Source organism: Parabacteroides sp. CT06 (genome assembly GCF_002257605.1).
Taxonomy (GTDB): domain Bacteria; phylum Bacteroidota; class Bacteroidia; order Bacteroidales; family Tannerellaceae; genus Parabacteroides; species Parabacteroides distasonis.
The window spans coordinates 3,472,700-3,495,131 of the sequence record NZ_CP022754.1; the positions used below are offsets into that span (position 1 = coordinate 3,472,700).

The following is a 22,432-nucleotide window of genomic DNA, read 5'->3' on the forward strand; positions in this document are numbered from 1 at the left end:
TTTACAAAGATTATTTCCTGCCGCTGTTCTTTTCGGCGGCCAGTACCCGTATGGCCTGTTCCATGCTGCCGGTCTTTGCCGCCATCCGTTCCACTTCCAGCTTCTCGCTCTCCTCCGTCGTGTAGGTAAGGTACTCGGCCGTGGAGGTCTCCGTGGCATAGACGGCCGACTGCACGCCTCCCAGTCCTATTCATACCTCCTTGTACCGGCGTGAGGGGTCGTTGGCGCGGTTGATGGAGAGAATCTGCGAGCATTCCTTGTCGGTCAGCCCCAAAAGGGTCTGTATCCGTTCGAACTTGTTAAGGTACTTCCTCTGGTCCAGCAGGATCTTGCAGTCCGAGTTGTTGATGATGGCCTCCTTCACGATCGGGGACGAGATGATGTCGTCCACCTCCTGCGTCACCACCACCGCCTCCCCGAAATACTTTCTGACAGTCTTGAAAAGGTACAAAACATAGGTGGCCATATTGGGGGACATTAGTGATTTCCAGGCCTCTTCCAGCAGGATGACCTTGCGGATACCTTTTAAGCGGCGCATCTTGGAAATGAACGTCTCCATGATGATGAGCGTCACCACCGGAAGCAGCACCTTGTTCGATGATATGTTGTCCAGCTCGAATACGATGAACCGTTTGTGGGTCAGGTCGATCTCCTTGTCCGAGTTCAGGAGGAAGTCATAGTCCCCTCCCTTGTAAAACGGCTCCAGCACGTTTAGGAACCCGTCGATGTCAAAGTCCTTCTCGCGCACCCTCTTTTTCTCCATCATCCGGCGGTAGTCGTCGCGGACGAACTCGTAGAACCCGTTGAAGTCCGGCCGGAGCTCCGGGTTTTCCGTAATCCTGCGGATATAGGCGTTCACCGCGCCGGAAAGGGCGACCTCCTCGGAGCGTTTCGGCAGCTCGTCCTCCCGCTTCCAGAGCGTCAGGATCAGTGTCTTGATGCTCTCCCTCTTTTCCACGTCGAACTGCCGGTCCTCGCTGTAGAAGGGATTGAAGGTGATCGGGCGGTCTTCCTCATACGTTATGTAGATCCCGTCCTCCCCGCGGGTACGCTCATGGATGAGCCGGCACAGCCCCTTGTAGCTGTTTCCCGTGTCCACCAGCAGGATGTGCGCGCCCTGCTCGTAATAGTTGCGCACGAGATGGTTGGTGAAGAAGGACTTGCCGCTGCCCGAAGGCCCCAGGATGAATTTGTTGCGGTTGGTCGTGATGCCCCGCCTCATCGGCTCGTCCGAGATGTCCAGGTGCAGCGGCCTGCCGCTCAGCCGGTCCGCCATCTTGATGCCGAATGGCGAGGGAGAGGACGCATAGTTCGTCTCCCCGATGAAGAGGCATGCCGCCTGCTCGATGAACGTATGGAAAGACTCCTCCGCCGGAAAATCCCCCTCGCCGCCGGGAATGGCAGCCCAGTAGAGGGTCGGCGCGTCCACGGTATTGTACCGGGGCTTGCAGCCCATCTGTGCCAGTGCCGAACCGGTGTCGTTCTTGACATTCCTTAGTCTTTCCCGGCTGTCCGCCCAGGACATGACGTTGCAGTGGCAGCGTACGGGGATCAGGCCGAAGGAATGCGCCTCGTTCAGGTATTCCTCGATCCACTGGCGGTTGATCTGGTTGGCGCGGCTGTAGCGTGAGAGGGACTGCATGTTCCGGGCCGTCTTCTCAAGACGCTGAAGGGTGTCGGTCGGATCGTCCATGAACACGTACTGGTTATAGATATGGTTATGGGAAAGCATCAGCCCCACGGGGGCGGCAAAGGAGAGGCGGCAGTCGCTGCGGTCGGTGGAATACTTCTCGAACCGCCCGTCCGTCCGCACCGCTGCGGGCAGGTCGTCCGCGTCGGAAAGCGTATGCACCGAGAGGATCTCGTCCCCGATACGCATCTCCGCGGGGGAAAGGCTGATGTCTTTCAGTGTGGTGGTGTTCTCCTGCGAGAGGGAGAAATACTTCTCGATGATGCCGGCCTTCTTTCCGGTACCGACAATCTCGTCCGTCGTGAGGCGTTCAAGCCCCACCAGCCCTGAATCGCCCATGATGCGTTCGAACTGGTCCACGCTCTCCATGAACCGGACCACCGCCTCCCTGTCCCTGGCCTCCCGGGGAATGATGGCCCCCCGGCAAAGGATGGAGAAGTTGCTCTGCTGCAGGCTTCTTTCGCGGGTAGTCCGGGTAATGAACAGGTAGGCGTAATGGTTCAGGAAGGGACGCTCGTTGAAATGCAGCTCGAAGCTGCGGTCCAGGAATCCCATGTCGTCCCGGCCAGTTACGGCCCTGTATTTTTCCTCCAGGAACCAGTCCTGTCGGTGGACGACCGTGTAACAGGGCAGCACCTTTATGGCTTTCACCCACGTCCCGTGCATGGCGGCGTACTCCGCCGAGGTGAGGGTGAACAGCTCCGGCAGGCGTACCTTGAAGCCGACGGTCACGTCCGCATCCTTGGAGAGGATGCATCCCCTTTCGACCGAGAGGACCGGGAACTTACTTTCCAGTGTTGCCGCTTTCAGGATGTTTCTCATGACTGCTTCGTTTAAAGAGTGAAATGATACGTTTACGATTGATAATATGGAAGGGGCGGCACTTTGCCGCGGCCAGTTTCATCAGTCCGTGGGGACCGTACTTCCTGCCCAGGCGGAAGACCGTGAGGACCAGGGTCGAGGCCGAGACTGTCCCGAAAAGGATGCAGAACCACCGGTTCACCCCGGCCATGTACAGGATGACGAACACGAGGAAGACGGAGAGCAGGCCCCCGGCAAGGACATAGAGATACTGCGCCTGCAGCCCGCTGAATTCCACGCCCCGGTCGGCCCCTTTGTTCACTTTATGTTCCATGACCGCCGGATTACAGGAAGAACGCCCTCAGGACGGTGGCGGCCACGATCAGGAACACGCAGGCTCCGAACCAGCTGCCGGCAACTTTACCCGTATCGGGATCGCCTGACGAGTCGAGTAGGTCAGCTCCCTTGCGGGAGCTTTCCCCTCTAAGAACCGTACGTGCGAGTTTCCCCGCATACGGCTCAAGCAACATGACCGTTATCGGTTTTGATGCCGATAAAGCCATCTCATTTACAACTTTCATGCTCATAAATCTACTTTTTAATTATACGTTTGCAACTGGTATGTACAAGTGTCCTCACTTTTCGTCCATCGACAATTTGCTCGGTGATGCTCCAAGGTCGTTCACGGTCTATACGTTCTCCACAAATCGGGCATACTTTATTCTGTCGTTTCCAAATGTTTATTAGTGATTGCCTGCCTTTCAGCGTTTGCTTCATATGGTAGGTCTCACGCCATTCGTAATAAGACTTGTCCGCTGGGTCATAAGGATTTGCATAGTGCCGAACCTTGACGAACTTTTCATGGTGGATTGCAGAAAGGTATGTTAATTCCAGATAATCAATTTTATCCTTCTTTTCCATATCGGTTGTGAATCTCCATGAGCGTCCGTTGATGGTCGGAAAATACTTATTCCTTACCCAACCTTTACCCTTTCGTGCATGCCTGCGTCGTGCCCATTGCCATGTCTTTTTGAAGATTTCCCAGTCCATACGTTGGAATATTTCTCCGGAAGCTCCGTACTTATAATAATTGCCCCATCCTTTTATGATTGGATTCAACATCATAATGAGCGACTTCTGTTTTACACACTTATTGGATTCAATTACTTTTCGGATTTTATCGCAAAATCTCTTTTGCGCATCTTTTGACGGTCTTGTTAACAACGTATTATTACGGAACTTTCGGATATTGAAGCCGAGGAAGTCAAAACCTTCACCTATGTGTGTAATTTTTGTCTTTTCTTCCGACAGCGTCAGACCACGTTCTGCAAGAAATTTGCGTACAAGCGGAAGAATGACCTCTTCAATTGTCTCTCTGTCCTTTGCCGTTATAATGAAGTCGTCCGCATATCGCACAAGGTGTATTTTCGAGTATATCGTTTTATAGTTTTCCTTGTGTTTCTTTATGCACTGCTCCACTAAAGTTTGTAATCCGTCAAGTGCCATGTTCGCAAGTGTGGGAGAAATTATGCCGCCTTGTGGAGTTCCCTCCTCTGTGGGGAAAAGTTCATCGTTGAATACGTAGCCGCATTTGAGCCATTTCCGAAGCATCTCCTTATCCATAGGAATATTGTTGATGAGCCAGTCGTGGCTGATGTGGTCAAAGCATCCTTTAATGTCTCCTTCAAGAACCCATTCGGGAGCTACCGAGCGAGAAAGGACAATGTGACATTGCTCAATGGCATCATGGGTACACCGATGTTTACGGAAACCGTAAGAATGACTGTCGCCAGTAGTTTCCGCTATCGGGTCAAGTGCCATCAGATAAAGAGCCTGCATAGCACGGTCTTTCATCGTAGGTATGCCCAAGGGACGTAATTTTCCGTTCTTCTTTTCGATATTTACTCGCCTTAGCGGTTGTGGACAGTAGCCACGTCTTTTAAGACTGAGTATGGCTTTGGCTTTCGCCAGCGGTGATGACCATATTTCCTTGTCAACACCAGAAGTAGATTTACCTTTGTTAGTCGTAACCCGTTTTACTGCCAATGCTTTGGCATAAAACGAGTGGGTCAGCATCCATTGCAAGGCTTTCACCTTATTATATCTGCCTTCCCTCTGAGCCTTTACAATACGTGCTTGCAGCTTTTGGACGAAACATTCGCACTTGTTCCAGTCAATTTCTGACCAGAGTTCGTGAATGTCTATGTCTTCGGGCGCACACGCCAATTTCTTTGCGTTCATTTGCTTTCCTTTCTTTAAAAGTTCTGTAAACTATCTTGTAAAGAGTTACCATAAGCGGAAGTCTGCTCGTTTTCACGCCGAGTAATATTACTGGTGTCAATCCATGACATTGGTTCAACTCGTATCCTTTCCATTACAAAAAGGCTTTCGCTTTTTCCGCTATCCTATACCCGCATCCCATGTAGGCTTACCTTACGGCTTGCTTACCCATTCAAAAATGGGAGAAATACGGGCTTACCGTGTTTTACATCAGTGACAAATAAGCGGGTTAGGTCCTGTCTATTCCACCGGCAGTGCTAATATCCGTGTATCCCCAAAATTCAAGAGGACAACCGACTGCCAACCTTTTGGTCTCAAGCCTTTCAACATCTTTGGCTTGTTGTACTTTACGATGTTTATCGGACAGTTCATTTTCGTTGACCATACCGCTAAGCCAAGCTCCTCGTGCTGAATGATGTTATCAGCCGTTGACATCCCCTCACGGTTCAGTCTCCTCCTTTCGGAAAGGCTACCTTGTCGGGACAGCTTCATACAAAAGAATTACTCCTGATGCATGTGTCCGTAGGCTACTCCAGACGGAACTGGAGGTGTAATCTAAATGTTACACAATCACTGATGCAACTTCACGTCGCACGAACTTTGAATACACTTTTATGGCTCCGATAAGCCCGCAGAGCGCACCGGCCGCATAGATCAGCTTGGTGGCGGGATCAAAGTACGAGGTCACCATCTGCGTGGCCTGTACCAGCCCGGCGGACCCGTCACCGACGGCGAACGCGGGGGCTGTTCATGTGGCCAGTCATGCCAGCAGGAAGACCGTTTTTGCCGGTATGCGCCCGATAAGGGATACAAATACGTCCGTCACTTTGCCCATAGGGGAGAATCTTAAAAATGAATGGGATCTTGAATGTATCATTGTTTTTATACCTGTATGATTAAAATGTTAGACTTTCTTTTTTAACAGGCCGCAGGCCGGATGCCCGCGGCTTGTCCTTGCAACTACATGTTTACTGCCGGCATCAGCCGGAATCATAATAACCTCGCATAGTTACCTCCTTCCTTAATTGTTCGTCACTCGTGTTATTCTCTCTTCAGAATGGGATGTCCGCCGGATCATCCCGAGTCATAATATCCGTTTGTCATTGTACTTTTTCTTTGGATGGTTGTATATACGAACCAGTCCCGGTCCTTTTTCCCTTTCCGCTACCGGAGGAAATCATCCTGAGTCGAAATATCCGTTTGTCATACTTCTTTTTTTACCTGTTTAACGTAATGTCAGTTTTCTTCGGGGACGGGATTCCGGGATCATCCCGAATCGTAATATCCGGTCATCGTTACCTCCTTCTTTTAAATCCGACTTTGCCGCCCGGCGGCTTTTGTTTTCTTGGGAAAATGTCCGCGAAGCGGATCAGCTTGAATCATGATACTTCTCCATATACATTATAATATTATTGGTTATCGGGGTATGAAATCCATGATATCGAAATCTCTGATTATGCTTTCCCTGTCCTTTCCCGCCAGCAGGGGCGGCTCCCTGTCACTGTCCACGTACAGTTCCATGTACCGTTTCAATGTCTCGTCGCTGCCCAGGATGCCGGCCTGCAGGATGCGTTCCATGTCGGTCCCTTCCAGCCGTTCCAGTGTCTGGCGGGCATGGGACCGTTCCGGTTCCGAAAGGCGGTCCGTGGCCATGAACCTGGAGAGCAGGTCCATGTCGTCAAAGGTCACGCCTCTGGCGCGGTGCGGATCGGGACGTTCCACATAACCGGTGATCTCGTAGCGTTCTGGCACCTCACCGTCCTCCGGTCTTCCGAAAGGGGCGGGGAATTCGGGCACGGGTGCCTTTCTCCCTTTCATGGCCGTATCCGTCCGCTTTTCGCTCATCGCGTATTCCTCGTCCATAGGCGGGGATTGCCATAACCGGTACCGGCTTCTACCGATGACAGCTTCCTCGGACGTTTCCTCCCGTGGTTTCGCCGGTTCTTCCTTCACCGGAAGACCGGAGGCAGGACGCTGTCCGCCCCTCCATTTAAGGACGCTGCCCGTGTGGACGTACTTCTCTACGCTCAGGTAAGAGGCGTACAGGAACAGAAGGATGAATGCGTACTCCATACCGGTCTACATAAGGTTTGTCATGGGGGATTCCCCTTGTTTTTCCGCAAGACCGATGATACCGCATATCTCATCCACCAGCTCCATGAGTCCCGAACCTTTTACCTGCCGGTTGTCGGGTAACAACAAGGTGGAACGGAAAATGCCGCCTCGCATGCTGCTTGCTTCCCGATTGTAACGTTTGGTCTCCGGGACGCAGGTTGTCATCAGGTGCAGTTTTGAGTCACATATGGTTTTGTTCCACGCCTCGAAGGTCCCTTTGTCCTCCCGCTTGTCGATCATGTTCCAGAAAAGATGGATTCCTTTCAGGGGATAGTCCTCATGGGAAACCAGTTCCTCCCGGATTACAGAGGCAAACTGCAGTGTGCTCTGCATCACGGCATCGTCCGCTTTTAGCGGAATGAAAATGTGGTGCATCAAGGCCAGGGTACGGATCATCCCCATGTAGCGGAATGCGCGGGGCAGATCGAACAGCACGATATCGAACTCTGTCTCCTGTTCTCTCATATAACGGTAAAAGTTCTCCACCGCGTTCTCCGGCTCGCTTTTGATGATCGGATAGGCCTTTTGCGGTTTTTGCTTGTACTGACGGTAAAGGGCCATTTTCAGGGAATCGTTTTCCTTGACGCATTCCAGGTCACGGTCCCGCATCAGACCGATACTGTGCTGGGGCGGGTCACAATCCACCACGGCAACGTTGTATCCCCGCTGGTAACGCAGGATACCGGCCGTGAGCACGGTGAAGGCAGTCTTGCCGACTCCTCCCTTCTGGCTGGCAAATGCGATAAACAAAGGTTCTTTTTTCATGTGCATTTCTTTTTTATGGTTATTTCCGGCAAGCTTTCCTGCCGTTTCATGCTACAAAGGAAATAACAAGCGGAATGACCTCAAATACCCTGTCATGTATTGTCATGGATAGTCAGTTTTTGTCATGGAGGAAGGGGCGGTGAAAAGAAAAAAATGCTTTCCCGAAGGGAGTCGTGAAGCCAGCCTCCCTTTGGAAAACAGGATATGGAGGACATCCGGTTCCATGGAAAAAGAAAAAATCCCCGCCGGCACATTTCAAGACCGGCGGGGATCGCAATAATAAAGGAGCGGGCTTCTCAACCCTTGATATAACCGTACTTTTTCAGGTCGTCCATGAAATGCTCCGGCGTGTCGGTCCTCACCGTCACCCCGTGCAGTTCCCTGTACCGCCCGGAGAAATTCACCATGTACTCCCCGTCGGTGCACCCGCTGTCAAACCAGCTGCCCTCACGCAGGACGCGTACAAACTCGGAAGGGTCGGAGGCGGCAATCCTGCCGCCGTCCGCCAAAATATACATATGCTTGTTCATGCCGATAATTTTTTAGTCCTCAGTTTATAATATAGTTTCTGTTCATCGTCCAGGAAAGGGATGTCACGGAGCGCGGTGGCTGCGGGCACCTGTCCCCTTGTGGCAAAGGTAACCAATTTATGGAGAAACAGCACCCAGTTACGCATTTTTGTGAAGTTGGTCGTTCCCGAATGCTGGCGGAACTCGACCGTCTTGTGCCGTGAATAAGCTTCGAGATTCACCTTGTGGTAACGGTTGCCGATTCTGTTTTTCAGCTCGTCCACCGTCCTGGCCGAGCGTATCGTCTCATCAGATACATGGCCCAATCCCTTGCAATAGTAGTTATCCCTGCGGGATGCCGGCATGAACCTGTCGATGACCGGTTCCAGATGTTTGTAACTCAGGGCCAGGTTACGCCAGGTCGCCATGCTGAAACCGGCGGCATCGATATGCACGTGAAGCCCGCAGCTCTCGTTCACTTTCACGTCACACAGGTCAAGCACCCAGCAGACCTTCTCCAGTTCCCATAACCCGGTTTCACCGACCAGGATAGGACTGACCAGCTCGAAGGTGTCGTTACCGTTCAGACTGCTGTCCGTCACGAGCTTCCAATGCGGACAGGTGGTATGGTTGTAGCCTTCTACCGTAACCTCGATACCGGCTTCCCTAAGCTCGCGGGCGAGCCGTTCACGGGAGCAGTTGTAAGCCTCGATCTCGATACCGAACTTGCGGTTGAAAGTGTAATCCAGTGCGACTGTCGCCGGATGGGTATTCAGACCGCTCTCACGCTCACTCATCCGGCGCAGGGCGTTCACTACAAAACCGTAATTGCCGTTAGTCACCATTCTTGCGATTTCCGCACGGGGAACTCCCAAAAGGAACAGCTGCCGGATCTTGCTTGTCTTTGTTGTTTCTTGTGCTAAAATGCTTCTAACTTGCTCGTTCATAATTTGTTACCTCCTTTATTATACTGCTAAGGTAATGCTTTTATAGGAGAAGTCGTAATTATAAGAGCCTTATTATCATGCTATTAGCTTACTTTGTCTTAGGCTAAAAGTCCTTATTTAAGGTGTCTGTACCCTAACATCCGCTACCGGTCGGTGTCGGATTTTTCCAGACCGATGGCGGGGCATATCTCCTCCACCAGTTCAGGAAGGCCGGAGCCTTTCTCCTGACGGGGATCGGGCGGGAACAGCGTGGAGCGGAAGACACCCTTGCAGACAGTATCCGCCTCCCTGTTGTAGCGGAGGGTGTTCGGGATGTGTGAAGACAGCAGCCGCAGCCCCATCCTGTGGATGACACGGTTCCAGGCATCATACAAGTCCTTCCGGCCCCGCCTGTCCACCATGTTCCAGAACAGCCGGATCCCTTTCAGGTTGCAGTTCCCCTTGGCGATCAGCTCCTCCTCCAGCACCTTGGCAAACTGCAGGGAACTCTGCATGACGATGTTGTCCGCCTTGAGCGGGACAAAGATATAGTCCATCGCGGAGACGGTATGGACCACCCCCTCGCTGCGGAGCGTTCCGGGAAGGTCGAAGAGCACGATATCGAAAGTCTCCCCTTTTTCGTCCATATAACGCCGCAGGTCTTCCACCGCCTTTTCCGGGTCGCTCTTGATGACCGGATAGGCAGGCTTCCGGATTCTCTCGTACTGCCGGTACAGGTTCACCTTCAGGCCGTCATTTTTCATGACACTCTCCATGTCCCTCTCACGCATCAGGGCGATGCTGTGCTGCGGGGAGTCACAGTCCACAACCGCCACACGCATACCTTTGCGGTAATGCAGGACACTGGCCAGCAGTACCGTAAAGACGGATTTTCCCACGCCACCCTTCTGGCTGGCAATGGCAACCAACAACTCTTTTTCTTTTTTCATCATACTTCTTTTTCATTAAATGTTAAACACTATTGTTTCAGAAACAAAAAAAACGATGCTCCCACCGGGGGAGATCCCCTGTCATGGGGAACGGGCCTTTATGACCGGCCGGGCAGGGACTCCTCCAGAATCATGTCCACCGTTTCCCTGTATTCTTCCAGATGCCGCGAGACAAGGTGGTTGATGAACCCCTCCAGCGTGACCTTCCCGTTTCTCGAGGCTCCCGCCAGAATGGACAGTTTCCGGTGCAGGGCGGCGGGAATATGCAACGACCGGCGCTGCACGCCCGCAATGCCATGCAGGTATTCCTTCCCGTAGACGGACGGCTGTATGGGGCCGTTTTTCCTTGCGGGCCGCATAATGTCGTTACCGGACGTTCCACGTCCCTTCCGGGGACAGGCAGGCGCTTCCCCCATGATCTCACGGATGCGGTCCGCGTCCATCCCGCCGGGACCCATCCGGTCTTTTACGTTCTTTCCTGTCATGATATGCCTTCTTGATGACAACGTTTTATCGGCGGGCCGTTCCTCCCGGCTGTCCGTCCTCATCCCAGGGACGGTAGACCTCACCGAGCAGGGCGGCGATATCCTCCCTGTGTTCCTCCATATGGAGCTCCAGCAGCCGGATGATAAAGCCGGAGATGCTGCCACAACCGGCGGCCCTGACCAGCATGGCGATCCGGCGGTGCAGTCTCCCGTCAATGTATGCGGTCTTCCATTCAGCGGCCTTGGGAGCGGGAACCAGAAACCTCCTCTTGTATTCTTCCGGGTCTGTCACTTTCCCTGCCCCCACCGGCCTTTCATGCCCCGGCATCCTCATCGCCGGTTCCGGGGATGGGGAAACGGGATCTGACAGAAGGTTCCCCGTGAGTCCGACCCTCTCGAGAACGATATCGGAAAGCCGGTTCTTTTCTTTTTCTGAGTTCATATCTTAAAATCTTAAATTATTAAATTACACAACTGGTATTGTATCGGAATACAAAATAAAGGAAGAAGAGGACAGGACGGAACCACCTGTCACTTATAGTCATCCAAAGTCGGTTATTGTCATGATACACATGACGCTGCGTTCGAACGGTTATTCCTATGCGGAGGTGACGTCAGAGGCCCGCTGCCGTAGCGGCGTGGAGAAGCGGCGGGATTCCGTTTCCTTGTCCACCGGTCCTTTTAAATCCTTATGGGCAGGTGTGGGAGCACACATCCGTCCTGATACGGATTCTTAAATTATCGGTCTGCAGAAGTGTATAAGTAGTAACCCATTAATGGAGACGATGAAAAGAAGCCATAAGGCGTACACGGTTACATGCCCGTTCTCCATTTGCAGAAGTGTAGAAGTGGTAATCCATCAATGGAGACATGAAGGAAAATCATAAGTTGTACACGGCTATATGTTCGTTCTCCATTTGTAGAAGTGTAGAAGTAGCAATCCATTAATGGAGACAATGAAGAAAAAAAATAAGTCATACACGGCTATATGCCCGTTCTCCATTTGCAGAAGTGTAGAAGTAGCAATCCGTTAATGGAGACAATGAAGAAAAAACATAAGTTATACACAGCTATATGCCCGTTCTCCATTTGCAGAAGTGTAGAAGTAGCAATCCATTAATGGAGACAATGAAGAAAAAACATAAGTCATACACGGCTATATGTCCGTTCTGCAGAAGTGTAGAAGTAGCAATCCGTTAATGGAGACAATGAAGGAAAACCATAAATCGTACACGGCTATATGTCCGTTCTCCATTTGCAGAAGTGTAGAAGTAACAATCCGTTAATGGAGAATAAGGTATGGAAAGAGTTGATTTCCCGTATATTCGCCTCCTCATCCCCGAATTATGGACGTAAGTCACATGGTTATGGAGAGATATCCATCCTTTTATGGGGAGAGCAGCCGGCAAATACCTGATGGAAATGCCCCGCAAACCACAGGGGAATAGCCTTGCAATTGGCTGATACACAATAATTATTGGAGAAACGTGGTCCGCTCCTGCGGACAGCAAGTTGTGTTTTCGTTAAACGAAAACCGGACGGTTTAACGGCAATTAAGCCGCTAAACCGTCCGCTTCCTAAGCTCCGAAGTCGCCTGATTTATCATTACTGGTTATTCAAATAAATATATTAGTTTGTTCTTTTACTGTCAGGATCGTGATTTTACGTTCCTGAAGGGGAACCGTTAATTTCCATTAACTGCCTTGCAGTCTCCCGGTTGTACCGCATGACTGTAAAATCATGGATGCGGCTATCGCCATGTCCGTACAATGAAATGTTAAATATCCCAATTATCAAAATTCTTTTTTCTTCTTTTCCATTATCATACGAAAAATAGTAAACTAAAAAACAAGGAATAATGATGGACAGGAAAAAGGAAACATTACTTTCTCCATTGTTGGATCGGACACTGGAAGCATTGAAAGGACAACGTAGCGTGCGGACACTGGAGAATTACCGCAGCAGTATAAATAAGGTAAAGGAATTTGCCGGTGATGGTTGGGAAAGCCTGACAATGGAAAACATCACAAAATGCTGGACGGACAAGTATGCCGCATGGTTGGAAAAGCGTCATGCCGACAAGCCTCAGACGGCGGACTTCTATCTGCGTACGTTCCGGGCGGTGTACGGTCATGCGTTGGCTCTTTCTTCCGAGGGCACGGATGGGAAGCCTTTCGGCGGACATCGTACCGGCGGATACTTTCCTGCTAAACGTGCGCTCCGAAAAGAGGAGGTGCAACGTCTGCTCTCGCCCGACTTAAGGCAGACATTACCGGAGAACCAGCGCGAGGCATTGGATGTATTGCTGTTCATCCTCTATGCACGGGGGATGGTGTTCAAGGATGTGTACGGACTGACGTGGCGGATGGTAACGGACGGGCATATCCGTTATAGACGCAGCAAGACGGACGTGTCTATTGACGTGGAGATAGTGCCGGAACTGGAAGAAATCATGGAACGTTACCACCTGGAAGATTCACCCTTTGTCTTCCCTTTCCTGCACGAGGCAAGGAAAGGATGTCCCGGAAAGGAGCTGCCGGAGGAATCCGCTTTGCGGCGAATCAATCGTACAGCCCGTATGATAGGGCGGAAAGTGGGACTCTCCGTACCTCTTACAACCTACGTGCTGCGCCACACGTGGGCAACATTAATGTTGGAAGACAGCCAGCCTGTGGAACTGATCAGCCAGTGCATGGGGCACACCTCGATACGTACCACGCAGATCTACCTTTCCCGTATCAGTAGCCGGAAGGTTGATACTGCTGTGGACGGCATGTACGACCGTATGCTACGGAAGCCCAAACATAAAAGAAAGGAAAGGGACATCCCGTCCGGTTGCCATCGAAAATCCGAATCCGGCTCACCGCAACCGATGGAAAACGGGAACACACATCCCCATGTTTCCCAAACTCCCGAAAACGAAAAATGTCCCTTTCTTAGCAAGAAAGAGACATTCGTTTCGTGTCACGTGAACACCGTAATATTTTTCGCTGCAAAGGTATATATTTCATACATTTGCAGCAAATTTTCTTCCGCTTTTTTCTCTGTTTCACCTGATATTTCTTCCTGCCTTTCCGCCCTCTATTCTTTCCATGCGATGTGAAACACATTTTCAACCGCCTGTATCACAGAATTATATAAGTTTATTTCCCGTAATGTCTCTTTCTTGCTAAGAAAGGGACGCTCATTAAAGTGCCACCAAGATGTATGGAAAAGCGAAAAAATAGACAGGAAAGCAAATCCTGTTTCTTTTTCCCATCCAAATACGGTGAACCGTTGTATTTGCCGTACTATTCGCAAATGTACGGCAAATAGGCAAGAAAACATAAGGAGACGATAAAATGAAACAAATGACGAAGGAAAGGGGCGGGTCATGCTGACGAACCCCACACGATACGGGCTGATCGCCTGCCGCTATCTCGCATGGGGATGGCACTACGGTGTATGGCTCAACGCACCGGAGATAGCGGAGCGTTACCGCATCAACGTGCGTGCCCTCTCACCGGCGTTGCTGCGACTGGTACAGGCGGGTATCCTGCACTCACGTGTCGGAGGGCCGAAGCCGGGATATATGCTCTCACGCGACCCTGCCGAAATACCGATGCTGGAAGTGGTACGCGCACTGGAAGGAACCTTCCGCATGGACTGCTGCCGCACGGTACTCCCGAACGTCCAGTGCCAGTGCGAAGCGGATAACTGTCGGGTATGCGGAGTGTTCCGGGACATACTGGACGAGCTTCGGTCGCGGCTGTCGGGTGTTTCGCTCGAAGACCATGCCGCAACTGAAGAATTTCTACCAACTTACTGGGGGGGGGGTAAAATACTGCAAACCAATAAGATAGAATACTTGGTTTAAAACGGGCGATAACGCATGAGAAACGAGAACTAAAATTTAAAAAGAAACGATATGAAAAAAAGATTCATTCCGTCCCTGTTGCTGGCGGCCTTGCTTGCCGGGAACGCCCAAGCGGAAATGGTGTCGGACAGCCTCCGCACCACGATCTACTACCGCACGGCAAGCGCACGGCTGGAGCTTCCCTACATGGACAACGACCGGCACCTTGCGGCACTGGGCGACAGCATCCGTTCTCTTGGGGGCGACCCGGCGGTGGTGCTCAGGCGCATCCTTATCCAAGCGTCCGCCTCTCCCGATGGCAACACGAAGTACAACAAGGAACTCGCCCGGAAACGCGGTGAAGATTTACGGGATTATTTAAAAGACAACCTTTCGCTGCCCGACAGCATCTTTGCACTCCAACCGCAGGGAGAGGGCTGGAGCGAACTGGCTGAAAAGCTCGGACGTACCGATGCCCCTTGGCGTGACAAGGCAATCGCCATCATCCGTGACACTCCCGAATGGGTGGTACGCGAGGGCAAGGTGGTGGACGGACGTAAACGACAGCTCATGAACCTTGCCGGCGGTCGCGCATGGCAATATATGAAAGAGAACCTCTTCGATAGCTTACGCAGCGGTGCACTCGTGGTGTGCGAGATGGAACGCATCGAGCGCGTGAAGCCCAAACCCGAATCGGCACAGGCCGAATTGAAGCCGGCACCCGAACAGGCAGTCGACAATGTGATGAACCCCGATGACACGGTGGACACCGCCGGGAAGGAGCTTGAAACGACCGCCACGCTTTATAACAAGGAGGACGAGACGATTCCGCAGGATAACACGAACGAAGAAATGGAAAAGAGACCTTTTTATATGGCGGTCAAAACGAACCTGCTCTATGATGCAGCCCTTGTTCCGAACGTGGGACTGGAGGTCTATCTCGGTGGTGGCTGGAGCGTCGGCGGCGACTGGATATACGCATGGTGGAGCAAGGATTCAAAGCACCGCTATTGGCGCATCTACGGCGGTGAGTTGGAAGTGCGCAAGTACTTCGGAAGTAAGGCGGCCGAGAAGCCTTTGCAAGGACATCATGTGGGCGTGTACGCGCAGGGGCTGACCTACGACTTCGAAACGGGCGGCAAGGGCTACCTGAGCGATTTTAACTACGGTTTCGGATTGGAATACGGCTATTCGCTGCCCGTTGCCAAGAGGCTTAATATCGACTTCGGTATCGGTGTCGGTTACAGCGGTGGCAAGTACAAAGTATATGAGCCGGAGGACGGTTGCTATGTATACAAGGAAACGAAGAGACGCCGCTGGTTCGGCCCGACGAAGGCGGAAATCTCGCTCGTCTGGTTGTTGGGTCGCGGCAACGAGAACAGCAAGAAAGGAGGTACGAAATGATACATATACGGATATACAAGGAACTGCACAAGGCAATCGCAGGATGTCTGGCGGTAATGCTGTTGCCCCTGCTCACGGCCTGTGAGCACAAGGATCTGTGTTACGACCATCCGCACTCGGCGAGCGTGGAGGTGGTGTTCGACTGGACGGAAGCTCCCGACGCCTACCCTGCCACGATGAGCCTTTACCTCTATCCGGAGGACGGTTCCGAGCCGATGCGTTACGAGTTCACCAAGCGTGAGGGCGGTACCATCGTCGTTCCGGAGGGTATGTACGATGCCCTTTGCGTAAACAGCGACAAGGAGACGCACCGCATAGTTGACAAGGAACGTATGGAGACATTTCAAGTGACAACGGGGAACACCCGTTCACTGCGTGGGACACTGGCCACGAGGTCGGAAACGGCACCGAAGGCACGCGGCGCGGAAGAGGAGCGCAGCGTGATGGAACCCGAGGCCCTCTGGAGCGACCATGCCGAGCGGTTGGACATCGGTCCTGCGAGCGGCGTGAAGCGGATCGTCCTGACCCCGAAGCCACGGGTGAACACCTGCTCGGTGGAGGTCAGGAACGTGGAGAACCTGCGTCACGTAAGTGCCCTTAGCGCATCGCTGACGGGCATGGCTGGCGGCTGGCTGGCAGGAATTGACGAGCTGACAACCGAGAAGGTGACCATCCCGTTCGAGGTACGCGCCAACGAGGACAAGACGCAGCTGTCGGGCAACCTGACCTTCTTCGGCCACTGCCCGAAGGAAGCCGGAGTGCACAAGCTGATGATTTACGCGCTGATGTCGGACGGCAGCACCTATTATTTCGAGGCGGACGTGACCGACCAGCTGCACGATGCGGCGCAGGACCCGACACACATCGTCATCGTGATAGACAAGCTGCCGCTCCCGAAGCCCATCACCGGCGGCGGAGGTCTGCAGCCTTCCGTGAAGGACTGGGAGGAAGTGCACATCAGCCTGCCGATGAGCTAAGCAGAGAACAAGTAGAACAGAAAAGTAAAAAGACAAGTATATGAACAAATCGATTTATATATGTGCGGCGGTAGCAATGATGCTGGCTTCGTGTTCCAACGATGAGACAGTGGAACTGGCGAAGGAGAATGCCATCAGTTTTCGCAGTATAATAGGTGCGAATACCCGTGGCGTGGTGGCTGACGTTAGTAATTTGAATACCCTCTGCGTGACGGCCTATCAAGGAACAGACCTATTCTTTGACAATGTCATATTCCAAAAGGACGGTACGGGCTTCTTCAACTCTGCCAAGCCTTATTATTGGCCGGAAACCGGCGAATTGACTTTCACCGTACTTTCAGGCAACTGGAGCAGTACCCGTGATTTCAGCAGCTCTACGGAGCAATGGATGAGAAATGTCACCATCAACGATGATATTGCCAAGCAGGAAGATATGACCTATGTATCCAACGTGATAGGAACGAAAGCCGCGAACGGAAAAGTGGGCGTACCGCTGGAGATGAAGCACGCGCTTGTACAAGTTCAGCTCAATGCAAAGAACGAGAACGCTAACTATGTGTATAAGGTGAAAGGCATCCGAATCAACCGTGTTGCAACCACTGCCGACTTCGACATGAAGAACGAGCAATGGGGGACAGCAAAAGGCGAGGCGACTTTTGAAATCACTTACGACACTCCCATAGAATTGACATCCCAACCCCAATCTATCATGGGAACGGCTGGTAATGCCATGCTGATTCCGTACAAGTTGGAGGCTTGGGATGGAAGCATGAAGCTGAATAAACCAGAGGGTACGCTTACGGCCAGTGTGCAACCGCATAAACCCGGTTATACTCTTACAGACGGTGGTTTTTTTTCTGTCTTGATAAACATCCGGATGAAAGCCGGAGCATCTGTCTATCCAGACAAGGAAGGTGGTTACGCATGGGCTACTGTTCCTGTGGGATACTATTGGGAAAAGCAACAGGGCAAGAAGTTCGTCTATACGCTTGACTTCAGCAACGGTGCAGGAATGGTGGATCCTTTAGACCCAGGTCCTGACTGGGATGCAAGCAAAGATCCTGACTATGCGGTACCCATTCTGGGTGGCAAGATACGCTTCGGCGTGACGGTCAGCGAGTGGGGCACCGATGACAAGAACGTGGATCTGAAAGACCCGGAAAAGTTCGATGTCACGGTGGACGGCTGGACGGACGACAAGAAGGACGCTCCCCTGAAATGAGTGCGTAAAGTGAGACAAAAGATTATCAATCAAATATTTTTTTAATTATTCATTTTTTAAATTTTGATTTTTTTTCAATTATGAACAAAGCAATTTATTTGTGCGCAGCGGCCGCTTTGGCGCTGGCATCATGTTCCAATGACGAGACTGTGGAAATGGCACAGCAGAAAGGCATCAGTTTCCGTGCCGTGACCGGACTGAACACACGTGCTTCCGAAGTGACAACAACAAACCTGAGTGCCCTTAAGGTTACAGCCTTTTGGAATAAGAATGGAGACAAGTACGATGGTTTTACTGATGAGGTTGATTATGTAAAGGCTGGTGGTGTATTTAATTCTGCCGTTTCAAAATTCTGGCCGAAAGACGAAAGTGAAGTATTGAGCTTCACCGCTTTCTCTGACAACTGGACTGGAACGAAAAACATCACGGACAAGAATAACATCAACGTGGGTGGTGTGAAGATTGAAAGTACAGTAGCTGACCAAAAAGACATGGTATATGTTACAGGCGCGACCGGAACCAAGGCTACCAATGAAACGAACGGTGTTCAGTTGACATTGGAACACGCCCTTTCCCAGATCCAAATCTCTGCAAAGAGCGACAATACGGTCTACACATACCAGGTGAAAGGTATCCGTATCTCAAATGTTGACGGAGAGGCCGACTTCAATGTCGTAAATGGTACGTGGAGCAACAACGCTGCAAACGACCAGATTTATGAAGTGAAGTATGCTACTCCGGTAACTTTGAATGGTACTGCCCAAAGCATCATGGAACGAAAGCAGGATAATGGCACTGACTACAGTGACAATGCCATGCTGCTTCCGCAGGGAGCTACTACGGCTTGGGATGTTGATGTCGACAAGACAAATACCAACAAAGGTACATACATCTCTGTACTGTTGAAAATCAAGAAAGGTACTGAAAATGTTTTCCCTGCTGAAGGTGATGATACTTACGGTTGGGCTGCCGTTCCTGCTTCATTCACTTGGGAAAAGGGCAACAAGTATGTCTATACTTTGGACTTCACCAACGGTGCCGGACGTGTTGACCCTGTAACCCCCGGACCAGACGTTAAACCGCAACCGGACGGAAAAGACCCGGACAAGGGAGACAAGATTTTAGGTGACCCGATCAAGTTCACCGTTACGGTTACTCCTTGGAATCCCACCGATAACGATATCAATATGTAATCCGATATCCATTTAATCAAAAATCAATAACCAAACCGCACTTCCGCCCGGTGGCTGTCCGCACACTCAGCCAAGGCAGGAAGTGCACCCCAGGCCGGACGGGGTTGAATGTCCCTTTCCGGTCACACAGAAAAGACAATCTAAAAAAAGAATAACTATGGCAAATAAAGCGATTCATGTATTGGCGGCAGCGGCCTTGCTTCTTGCCTCGTGCTCCAACGACGACACGGTGCAGGTGGCTTCCGGGAAAGGCATCCGTTTCCGTATGGCGGTGGATATGAACACCCGTGCCCTCTCCGCTGACCTCGCCGGGCTGAAAGCCACCGGCTTCAGCGTGTCGGCGTTCGCCACGGCCGACAATGAGGAGAAGTATGGGTTCCGGAGCTTGCTGTTCACGTACGAGGCGGGCACGGAGAACGACTGGACGTCCGACCCCTTGAAGTATTGGCCGGACGACGGCAGCGAGCTGCGCTTTGTGGCCGCCTGTCCCGCAGCCGCGGACTGGGGAGGCACCTATGAGGGTGACAAGCCCGGTGAACTGAAAGTGACCGGCTTCAGTCCGGCAGCGGACATCACCGGACAAAAAGACCTGCTGGCAGGTTATGCCTCGGGCGATAGGAACAATGCCGCCAAGACGGAGATAGAGTTGCGCCATGTGCTCACGCAGGTAGAGGTACGTGCCAAGAACACCAATGCGACCTACCGCTACGACGTGAAGGCGGTACGCATCGGTTCCGTCCATTCCACGGGCGACTACACGTTCCCTTCGGAAACAAATGCCAACGGCAGCTGGACACTGAAGGACGGAAGCTACGCCTCCTATGCCACCGCAGAGCTGACAGATCCGATACGCCTCACGTCTGACGCGAAAGGACTGATGGACGACAGTGGCACGGCGATGCTCCTTCCGCAACAACTTACGGCATGGGACACGAAAGACGACAAGGAAAACAAAAAGAACGGTTCCTATATCGCCCTGCTGTTGAAGATAACCACTGAAGCGGGTAGACAGGTCTATCCCTCCGCCGAGGGTGAATACGGCTGGGCGGCAGTGTCCATCGGAGGCCACGCGGAGAGCAAGAAGAACCTCTGGCAGCCAGGCGACAAGTTCGTCTACACACTCGACTTGAGTAACGGCGCAGGGGTAACGCCCCCCGACGGCCCCGATCCCGGCGAACCGATACTGGGACAACCCATCCACTTCACGGTGACGGTGAACGGCTGGGCGGTTCGCCATCAGGACGTGAACCTGTAAGACAGAAAACGAATTACGAATAAAAAACGAATGACAGATATGAACTACAAGAACAAACTGATGAGTCTCTCGCTCATCCTATTGGCGATGTTCTCTGCCTGTACGGACGAGGTGGAGAACGGAGGCCGTGACTCGGGCACAGGCGACCACCGCATCACCTTTGCCGTGGGCACGGCAGCCCCTGATGCCCGGACACGGGCGGACGGGAGTCGCTCTGGTACCACCGAATCATACGAAACCAGCTCCGTGGAGATGCAGGGCAAACTGGACGGGAAAACTGTCTACCTCACCGCCGAAGTCTCCGACGGTTTCCCGGGCGATGACCAACCCTTGACACGGGGCACGCAGGTGACGGGGGTCGCACAGGTGGATGAATTTAGCGTGTCGGCCACTGTTTTAGATGCTAACGCTTTTGAACCCGAGACGTTGGATGTGATGTACAACGTGAAGGTGGCGAAAGACAACGCCTCTTCCACATGGACTACCGGAACGCCGTATTACTGGCCTACCGGCAAGAAACTGACTTTTTTCGCTTGGTATCCTTACAACTCGAAGAACCTGACCATCCCGAAAGACAACAATGTCAAGGATACAAAGCTGTTCTACGAGATACCCGAACAGGTAGCCGACCAAGAGGACTTTATGATGGCCAACAGCTATGAAGTGAGCGAGACATCGAGCGTGCCGATTTTTTTCAGGCACATGCTTACGGCGGTGAAGTTCAAGACGAGCAACAACATCCCTGCCTGCACCGTCAAGTCCATCTCCCTGAAAGGAGTGAAATACAAAGGCTATCATAACTGGCAAGCACATAACAGCATTATATTATCTTGGAATCCGGATGCTGACACCAGAGACTTCACCTTGGACTTTCCCAATGGAAAGGAGGTAGCCGAGAATACCGAGACCGAACTCACGGGAAAGGGCGAGACTTTCTTCATGATGCCGCAGACATTTGGAGATGACAGCGAAGCCCGTTTGGAAGTGACGTTGGAGATGAATGGCGTGGAGCAGACCATCGGTGCCAAACTGAAGGATCTTGCCAATGCTTATGGTTCGTCAGTTTGGAATCTGACAACAACGGTTACATATAATATCTCGCTCGACCAGAATGTCGAGTTGGAATTGAACAAGGATGTCTTCGTGGCTTCGGGTGCCGACGCTGTGATTTATGTGAAGAGCAACTGTGACTGGGAGTGTACACTGAGCGACCCGAACGGCATCACCGGCAGCGCCGCACCGGCCTTGTGCAAGCCGACGCTGAAAGGTAGCACCAGCGGAGTGCAGTCGGACAGTTTCGATAATGAAAACGCGAAACTCACCCTTGAAACCATCCAACCGACCGACACTGAGACGCGCAAGGGCAAGGTGAAGCTCACGTTTACGTTCCCTTCCAAACCGGGAAAGACGGTAGAGAAAGAGGTGACGCTGACTTCCAGTCTGATGGTGGAATATCCGACAGGAAGTGACATCTGGTACAAACTGTCCCAAGGGTCTATGAGTTGCCACGACTTGATGACCACCGATACGCCCACCTTGCCCGATAATGCCGACTTTGCCACGGCCATAGCCAAGGTGGTAGGTGCCGATGTGACATATAGCCGCGAACTGGTAGCGACAAGAACTGGAGGAACTTCTTATGATGGCGATCCGGCCGTCTTCACTTACTTCGGTATCCGCAGAGCCAAAGCTGACGGTTCGACCATCGTGGTGAACCTTTCCAGAATCACCTTGGAGAACTATGGCGGTTCAACTTTCGATGAAAAGAACTTCATGACTTGGGGTGGAACTTACTATCCAGTAGGTAGCACATGGACGGTGACCAAAGACAACTATAATGTGAAGACTCACGTAGACGACATGGGTACGGATTTGTCTGTTTGGCAAAGCACTGCCATGGGTAACTGGGGATATGACCAAGCGTATGACTATAGTAGTTCTACTTTCCGCTATCCCGGTCACTACACCATCAAGAATAACAAGTTCGGCTACTACTCCATTGAAAAGGTCTCAAATTGAGAAACA

Annotated in this window: 21 protein-coding genes and 2 pseudogenes; 11 read left to right on the plus strand and 12 right to left on the minus strand. The window is 51.9% G+C overall.

What is annotated here, in order from left to right; translation table 11 throughout:
* Nucleotides 1–10: 10 nt before the first annotated feature.
* From CI960_RS15255 to CI960_RS15280, 5 genes and pseudogenes are all read right to left on the minus strand, one after another.
* Nucleotides 11–2,512: pseudogene (locus tag CI960_RS15255) on the minus strand (TraG family conjugative transposon ATPase).
* Nucleotides 2,475–2,825, minus strand: coding sequence for a DUF4133 domain-containing protein (locus CI960_RS15260; protein WP_008766502.1), 351 nt, complete (start codon nt 2,823–2,825; stop codon nt 2,475–2,477). Before CI960_RS15260 ends, CI960_RS15255 begins: the two are co-directional and overlap by 38 nt.
* Nucleotides 2,826–2,835: 10 nt before the next feature.
* A complete protein-coding gene (locus tag CI960_RS15265; RefSeq protein ID WP_022185866.1) occupies nt 2,836–3,078 on the minus strand; it encodes a DUF4134 family protein in 243 nt (80 codons plus the stop codon).
* 4 nt (nt 3,079–3,082) lie between these two features.
* The gene (ltrA, locus tag CI960_RS15270) at nt 3,083–4,732 is read right to left on the minus strand and encodes a group II intron reverse transcriptase/maturase (protein WP_022185865.1); all 1,650 of its coding nucleotides are present in this window, start codon (nt 4,730–4,732) and stop codon (nt 3,083–3,085) included.
* 634 nt (nt 4,733–5,366) lie between these two features.
* Nucleotides 5,367–5,480, minus strand: a pseudogene (locus tag CI960_RS15280) (DUF4134 family protein); the annotation flags it as partial.
* Between CI960_RS15280 and CI960_RS23960 the strand changes: the two are divergent.
* Nucleotides 5,434–5,667 (plus strand): hypothetical protein, encoded by a 234-nt coding sequence (locus tag CI960_RS23960; RefSeq protein WP_157740128.1) that lies wholly within the window; start codon nt 5,434–5,436, stop codon nt 5,665–5,667. The pseudogene CI960_RS15280 and the gene CI960_RS23960 overlap by 47 nt on opposite strands.
* 520 nt (nt 5,668–6,187) lie before the next feature.
* Here the strand turns inward: CI960_RS23960 and CI960_RS15285 are convergent.
* The 7 genes from CI960_RS15285 to CI960_RS15315 all read right to left on the minus strand — a co-directional run bounded on the left by CI960_RS15285 (nt 6,188) and on the right by CI960_RS15315 (nt 10,963).
* Nucleotides 6,188–6,844, minus strand: a complete 657-nt coding sequence (locus tag CI960_RS15285) for a hypothetical protein (RefSeq protein ID WP_008766503.1) — start codon at nt 6,842–6,844, stop codon at nt 6,188–6,190.
* 6 nt (nt 6,845–6,850) lie between these two features.
* On the minus strand, nt 6,851–7,651 hold the full coding sequence (locus CI960_RS15290) for a ParA family protein (protein ID WP_022185864.1): 801 nt from the start codon (nt 7,649–7,651) through the stop codon (nt 6,851–6,853).
* A 296-nt stretch (nt 7,652–7,947) separates the two neighbouring features.
* On the minus strand, nt 7,948–8,181 hold the full coding sequence (locus tag CI960_RS15295; protein WP_008766505.1) for a hypothetical protein: 234 nt from the start codon (nt 8,179–8,181) through the stop codon (nt 7,948–7,950).
* Nucleotides 8,178–9,107 (minus strand): amidoligase family protein, encoded by a 930-nt coding sequence (locus tag CI960_RS15300; RefSeq protein WP_048928720.1) that lies wholly within the window; start codon nt 9,105–9,107, stop codon nt 8,178–8,180. The genes CI960_RS15295 and CI960_RS15300 overlap by 4 nt, the downstream gene beginning before the upstream one ends.
* Before the next feature lie 143 nt (nt 9,108–9,250).
* Complete coding sequence (locus tag CI960_RS15305; RefSeq protein WP_094582419.1) at nt 9,251–10,039, minus strand: ParA family protein; 789 nt, start codon at nt 10,037–10,039, stop codon at nt 9,251–9,253.
* Nucleotides 10,040–10,134: 95 nt separating this feature from the next.
* Nucleotides 10,135–10,521, minus strand: a complete 387-nt coding sequence (locus tag CI960_RS15310; protein ID WP_048928718.1) for a DUF3408 domain-containing protein — start codon at nt 10,519–10,521, stop codon at nt 10,135–10,137.
* A gap of 25 nt (nt 10,522–10,546) precedes the next feature.
* Nucleotides 10,547–10,963, minus strand: coding sequence for a DUF3408 domain-containing protein (locus CI960_RS15315; RefSeq protein WP_048928717.1), 417 nt, complete (start codon nt 10,961–10,963; stop codon nt 10,547–10,549).
* Nucleotides 10,964–11,084: 121 nt separating this feature from the next.
* On the opposite strand from CI960_RS15315, the gene CI960_RS23460 reads away from it, so the two are divergent.
* The 10 genes from CI960_RS23460 to CI960_RS15370 all read left to right on the plus strand — a co-directional run bounded on the left by CI960_RS23460 (nt 11,085) and on the right by CI960_RS15370 (nt 22,426).
* The gene (locus CI960_RS23460) at nt 11,085–11,258 is read left to right on the plus strand and encodes a hypothetical protein (RefSeq protein WP_164674624.1); all 174 of its coding nucleotides are present in this window, start codon (nt 11,085–11,087) and stop codon (nt 11,256–11,258) included.
* 548 nt (nt 11,259–11,806) lie between these two features.
* Nucleotides 11,807–11,938 carry a hypothetical protein gene (locus CI960_RS23780; protein WP_255352154.1) on the plus strand — a complete coding sequence of 44 codons (132 nt, stop codon included), beginning with the start codon at nt 11,807–11,809 and terminating at the stop codon, nt 11,936–11,938.
* A 441-nt stretch (nt 11,939–12,379) separates the two neighbouring features.
* Nucleotides 12,380–13,624 carry a tyrosine-type recombinase/integrase gene (locus CI960_RS15335; protein WP_094582421.1) on the plus strand — a complete coding sequence of 415 codons (1,245 nt, stop codon included), beginning with the start codon at nt 12,380–12,382 and terminating at the stop codon, nt 13,622–13,624.
* 270 nt (nt 13,625–13,894) lie between these two features.
* Complete coding sequence (locus tag CI960_RS23965; protein ID WP_094582423.1) at nt 13,895–14,377, plus strand: Rrf2 family transcriptional regulator; 483 nt, start codon at nt 13,895–13,897, stop codon at nt 14,375–14,377.
* A 51-nt stretch (nt 14,378–14,428) separates the two neighbouring features.
* Nucleotides 14,429–15,760, plus strand: coding sequence for a DUF3575 domain-containing protein (locus CI960_RS15345; protein ID WP_094582425.1), 1,332 nt, complete (start codon nt 14,429–14,431; stop codon nt 15,758–15,760).
* On the plus strand, nt 15,757–16,737 hold the full coding sequence (locus tag CI960_RS15350) for a DUF5119 domain-containing protein (protein WP_048928714.1): 981 nt from the start codon (nt 15,757–15,759) through the stop codon (nt 16,735–16,737). Before CI960_RS15345 ends, CI960_RS15350 begins: the two co-directional genes overlap by 4 nt.
* 40 nt (nt 16,738–16,777) lie before the next feature.
* Nucleotides 16,778–17,959: a fimbrillin family protein gene (locus CI960_RS15355; RefSeq protein ID WP_048928713.1), complete on the plus strand. Its 1,182-nt coding sequence runs from the start codon at nt 16,778–16,780 to the stop codon at nt 17,957–17,959.
* An 80-nt stretch (nt 17,960–18,039) separates the two neighbouring features.
* On the plus strand, nt 18,040–19,152 hold the full coding sequence (locus tag CI960_RS15360; protein WP_048928712.1) for a fimbrillin family protein: 1,113 nt from the start codon (nt 18,040–18,042) through the stop codon (nt 19,150–19,152).
* 157 nt (nt 19,153–19,309) lie between these two features.
* Nucleotides 19,310–20,407 carry a fimbrillin family protein gene (locus CI960_RS15365; protein WP_048928711.1) on the plus strand — a complete coding sequence of 366 codons (1,098 nt, stop codon included), beginning with the start codon at nt 19,310–19,312 and terminating at the stop codon, nt 20,405–20,407.
* A gap of 39 nt (nt 20,408–20,446) precedes the next feature.
* Nucleotides 20,447–22,426 (plus strand): fimbrillin family protein, encoded by a 1,980-nt coding sequence (locus tag CI960_RS15370; protein WP_232520530.1) that lies wholly within the window; start codon nt 20,447–20,449, stop codon nt 22,424–22,426.
* Nucleotides 22,427–22,432: the final 6 nt, after the last annotated feature.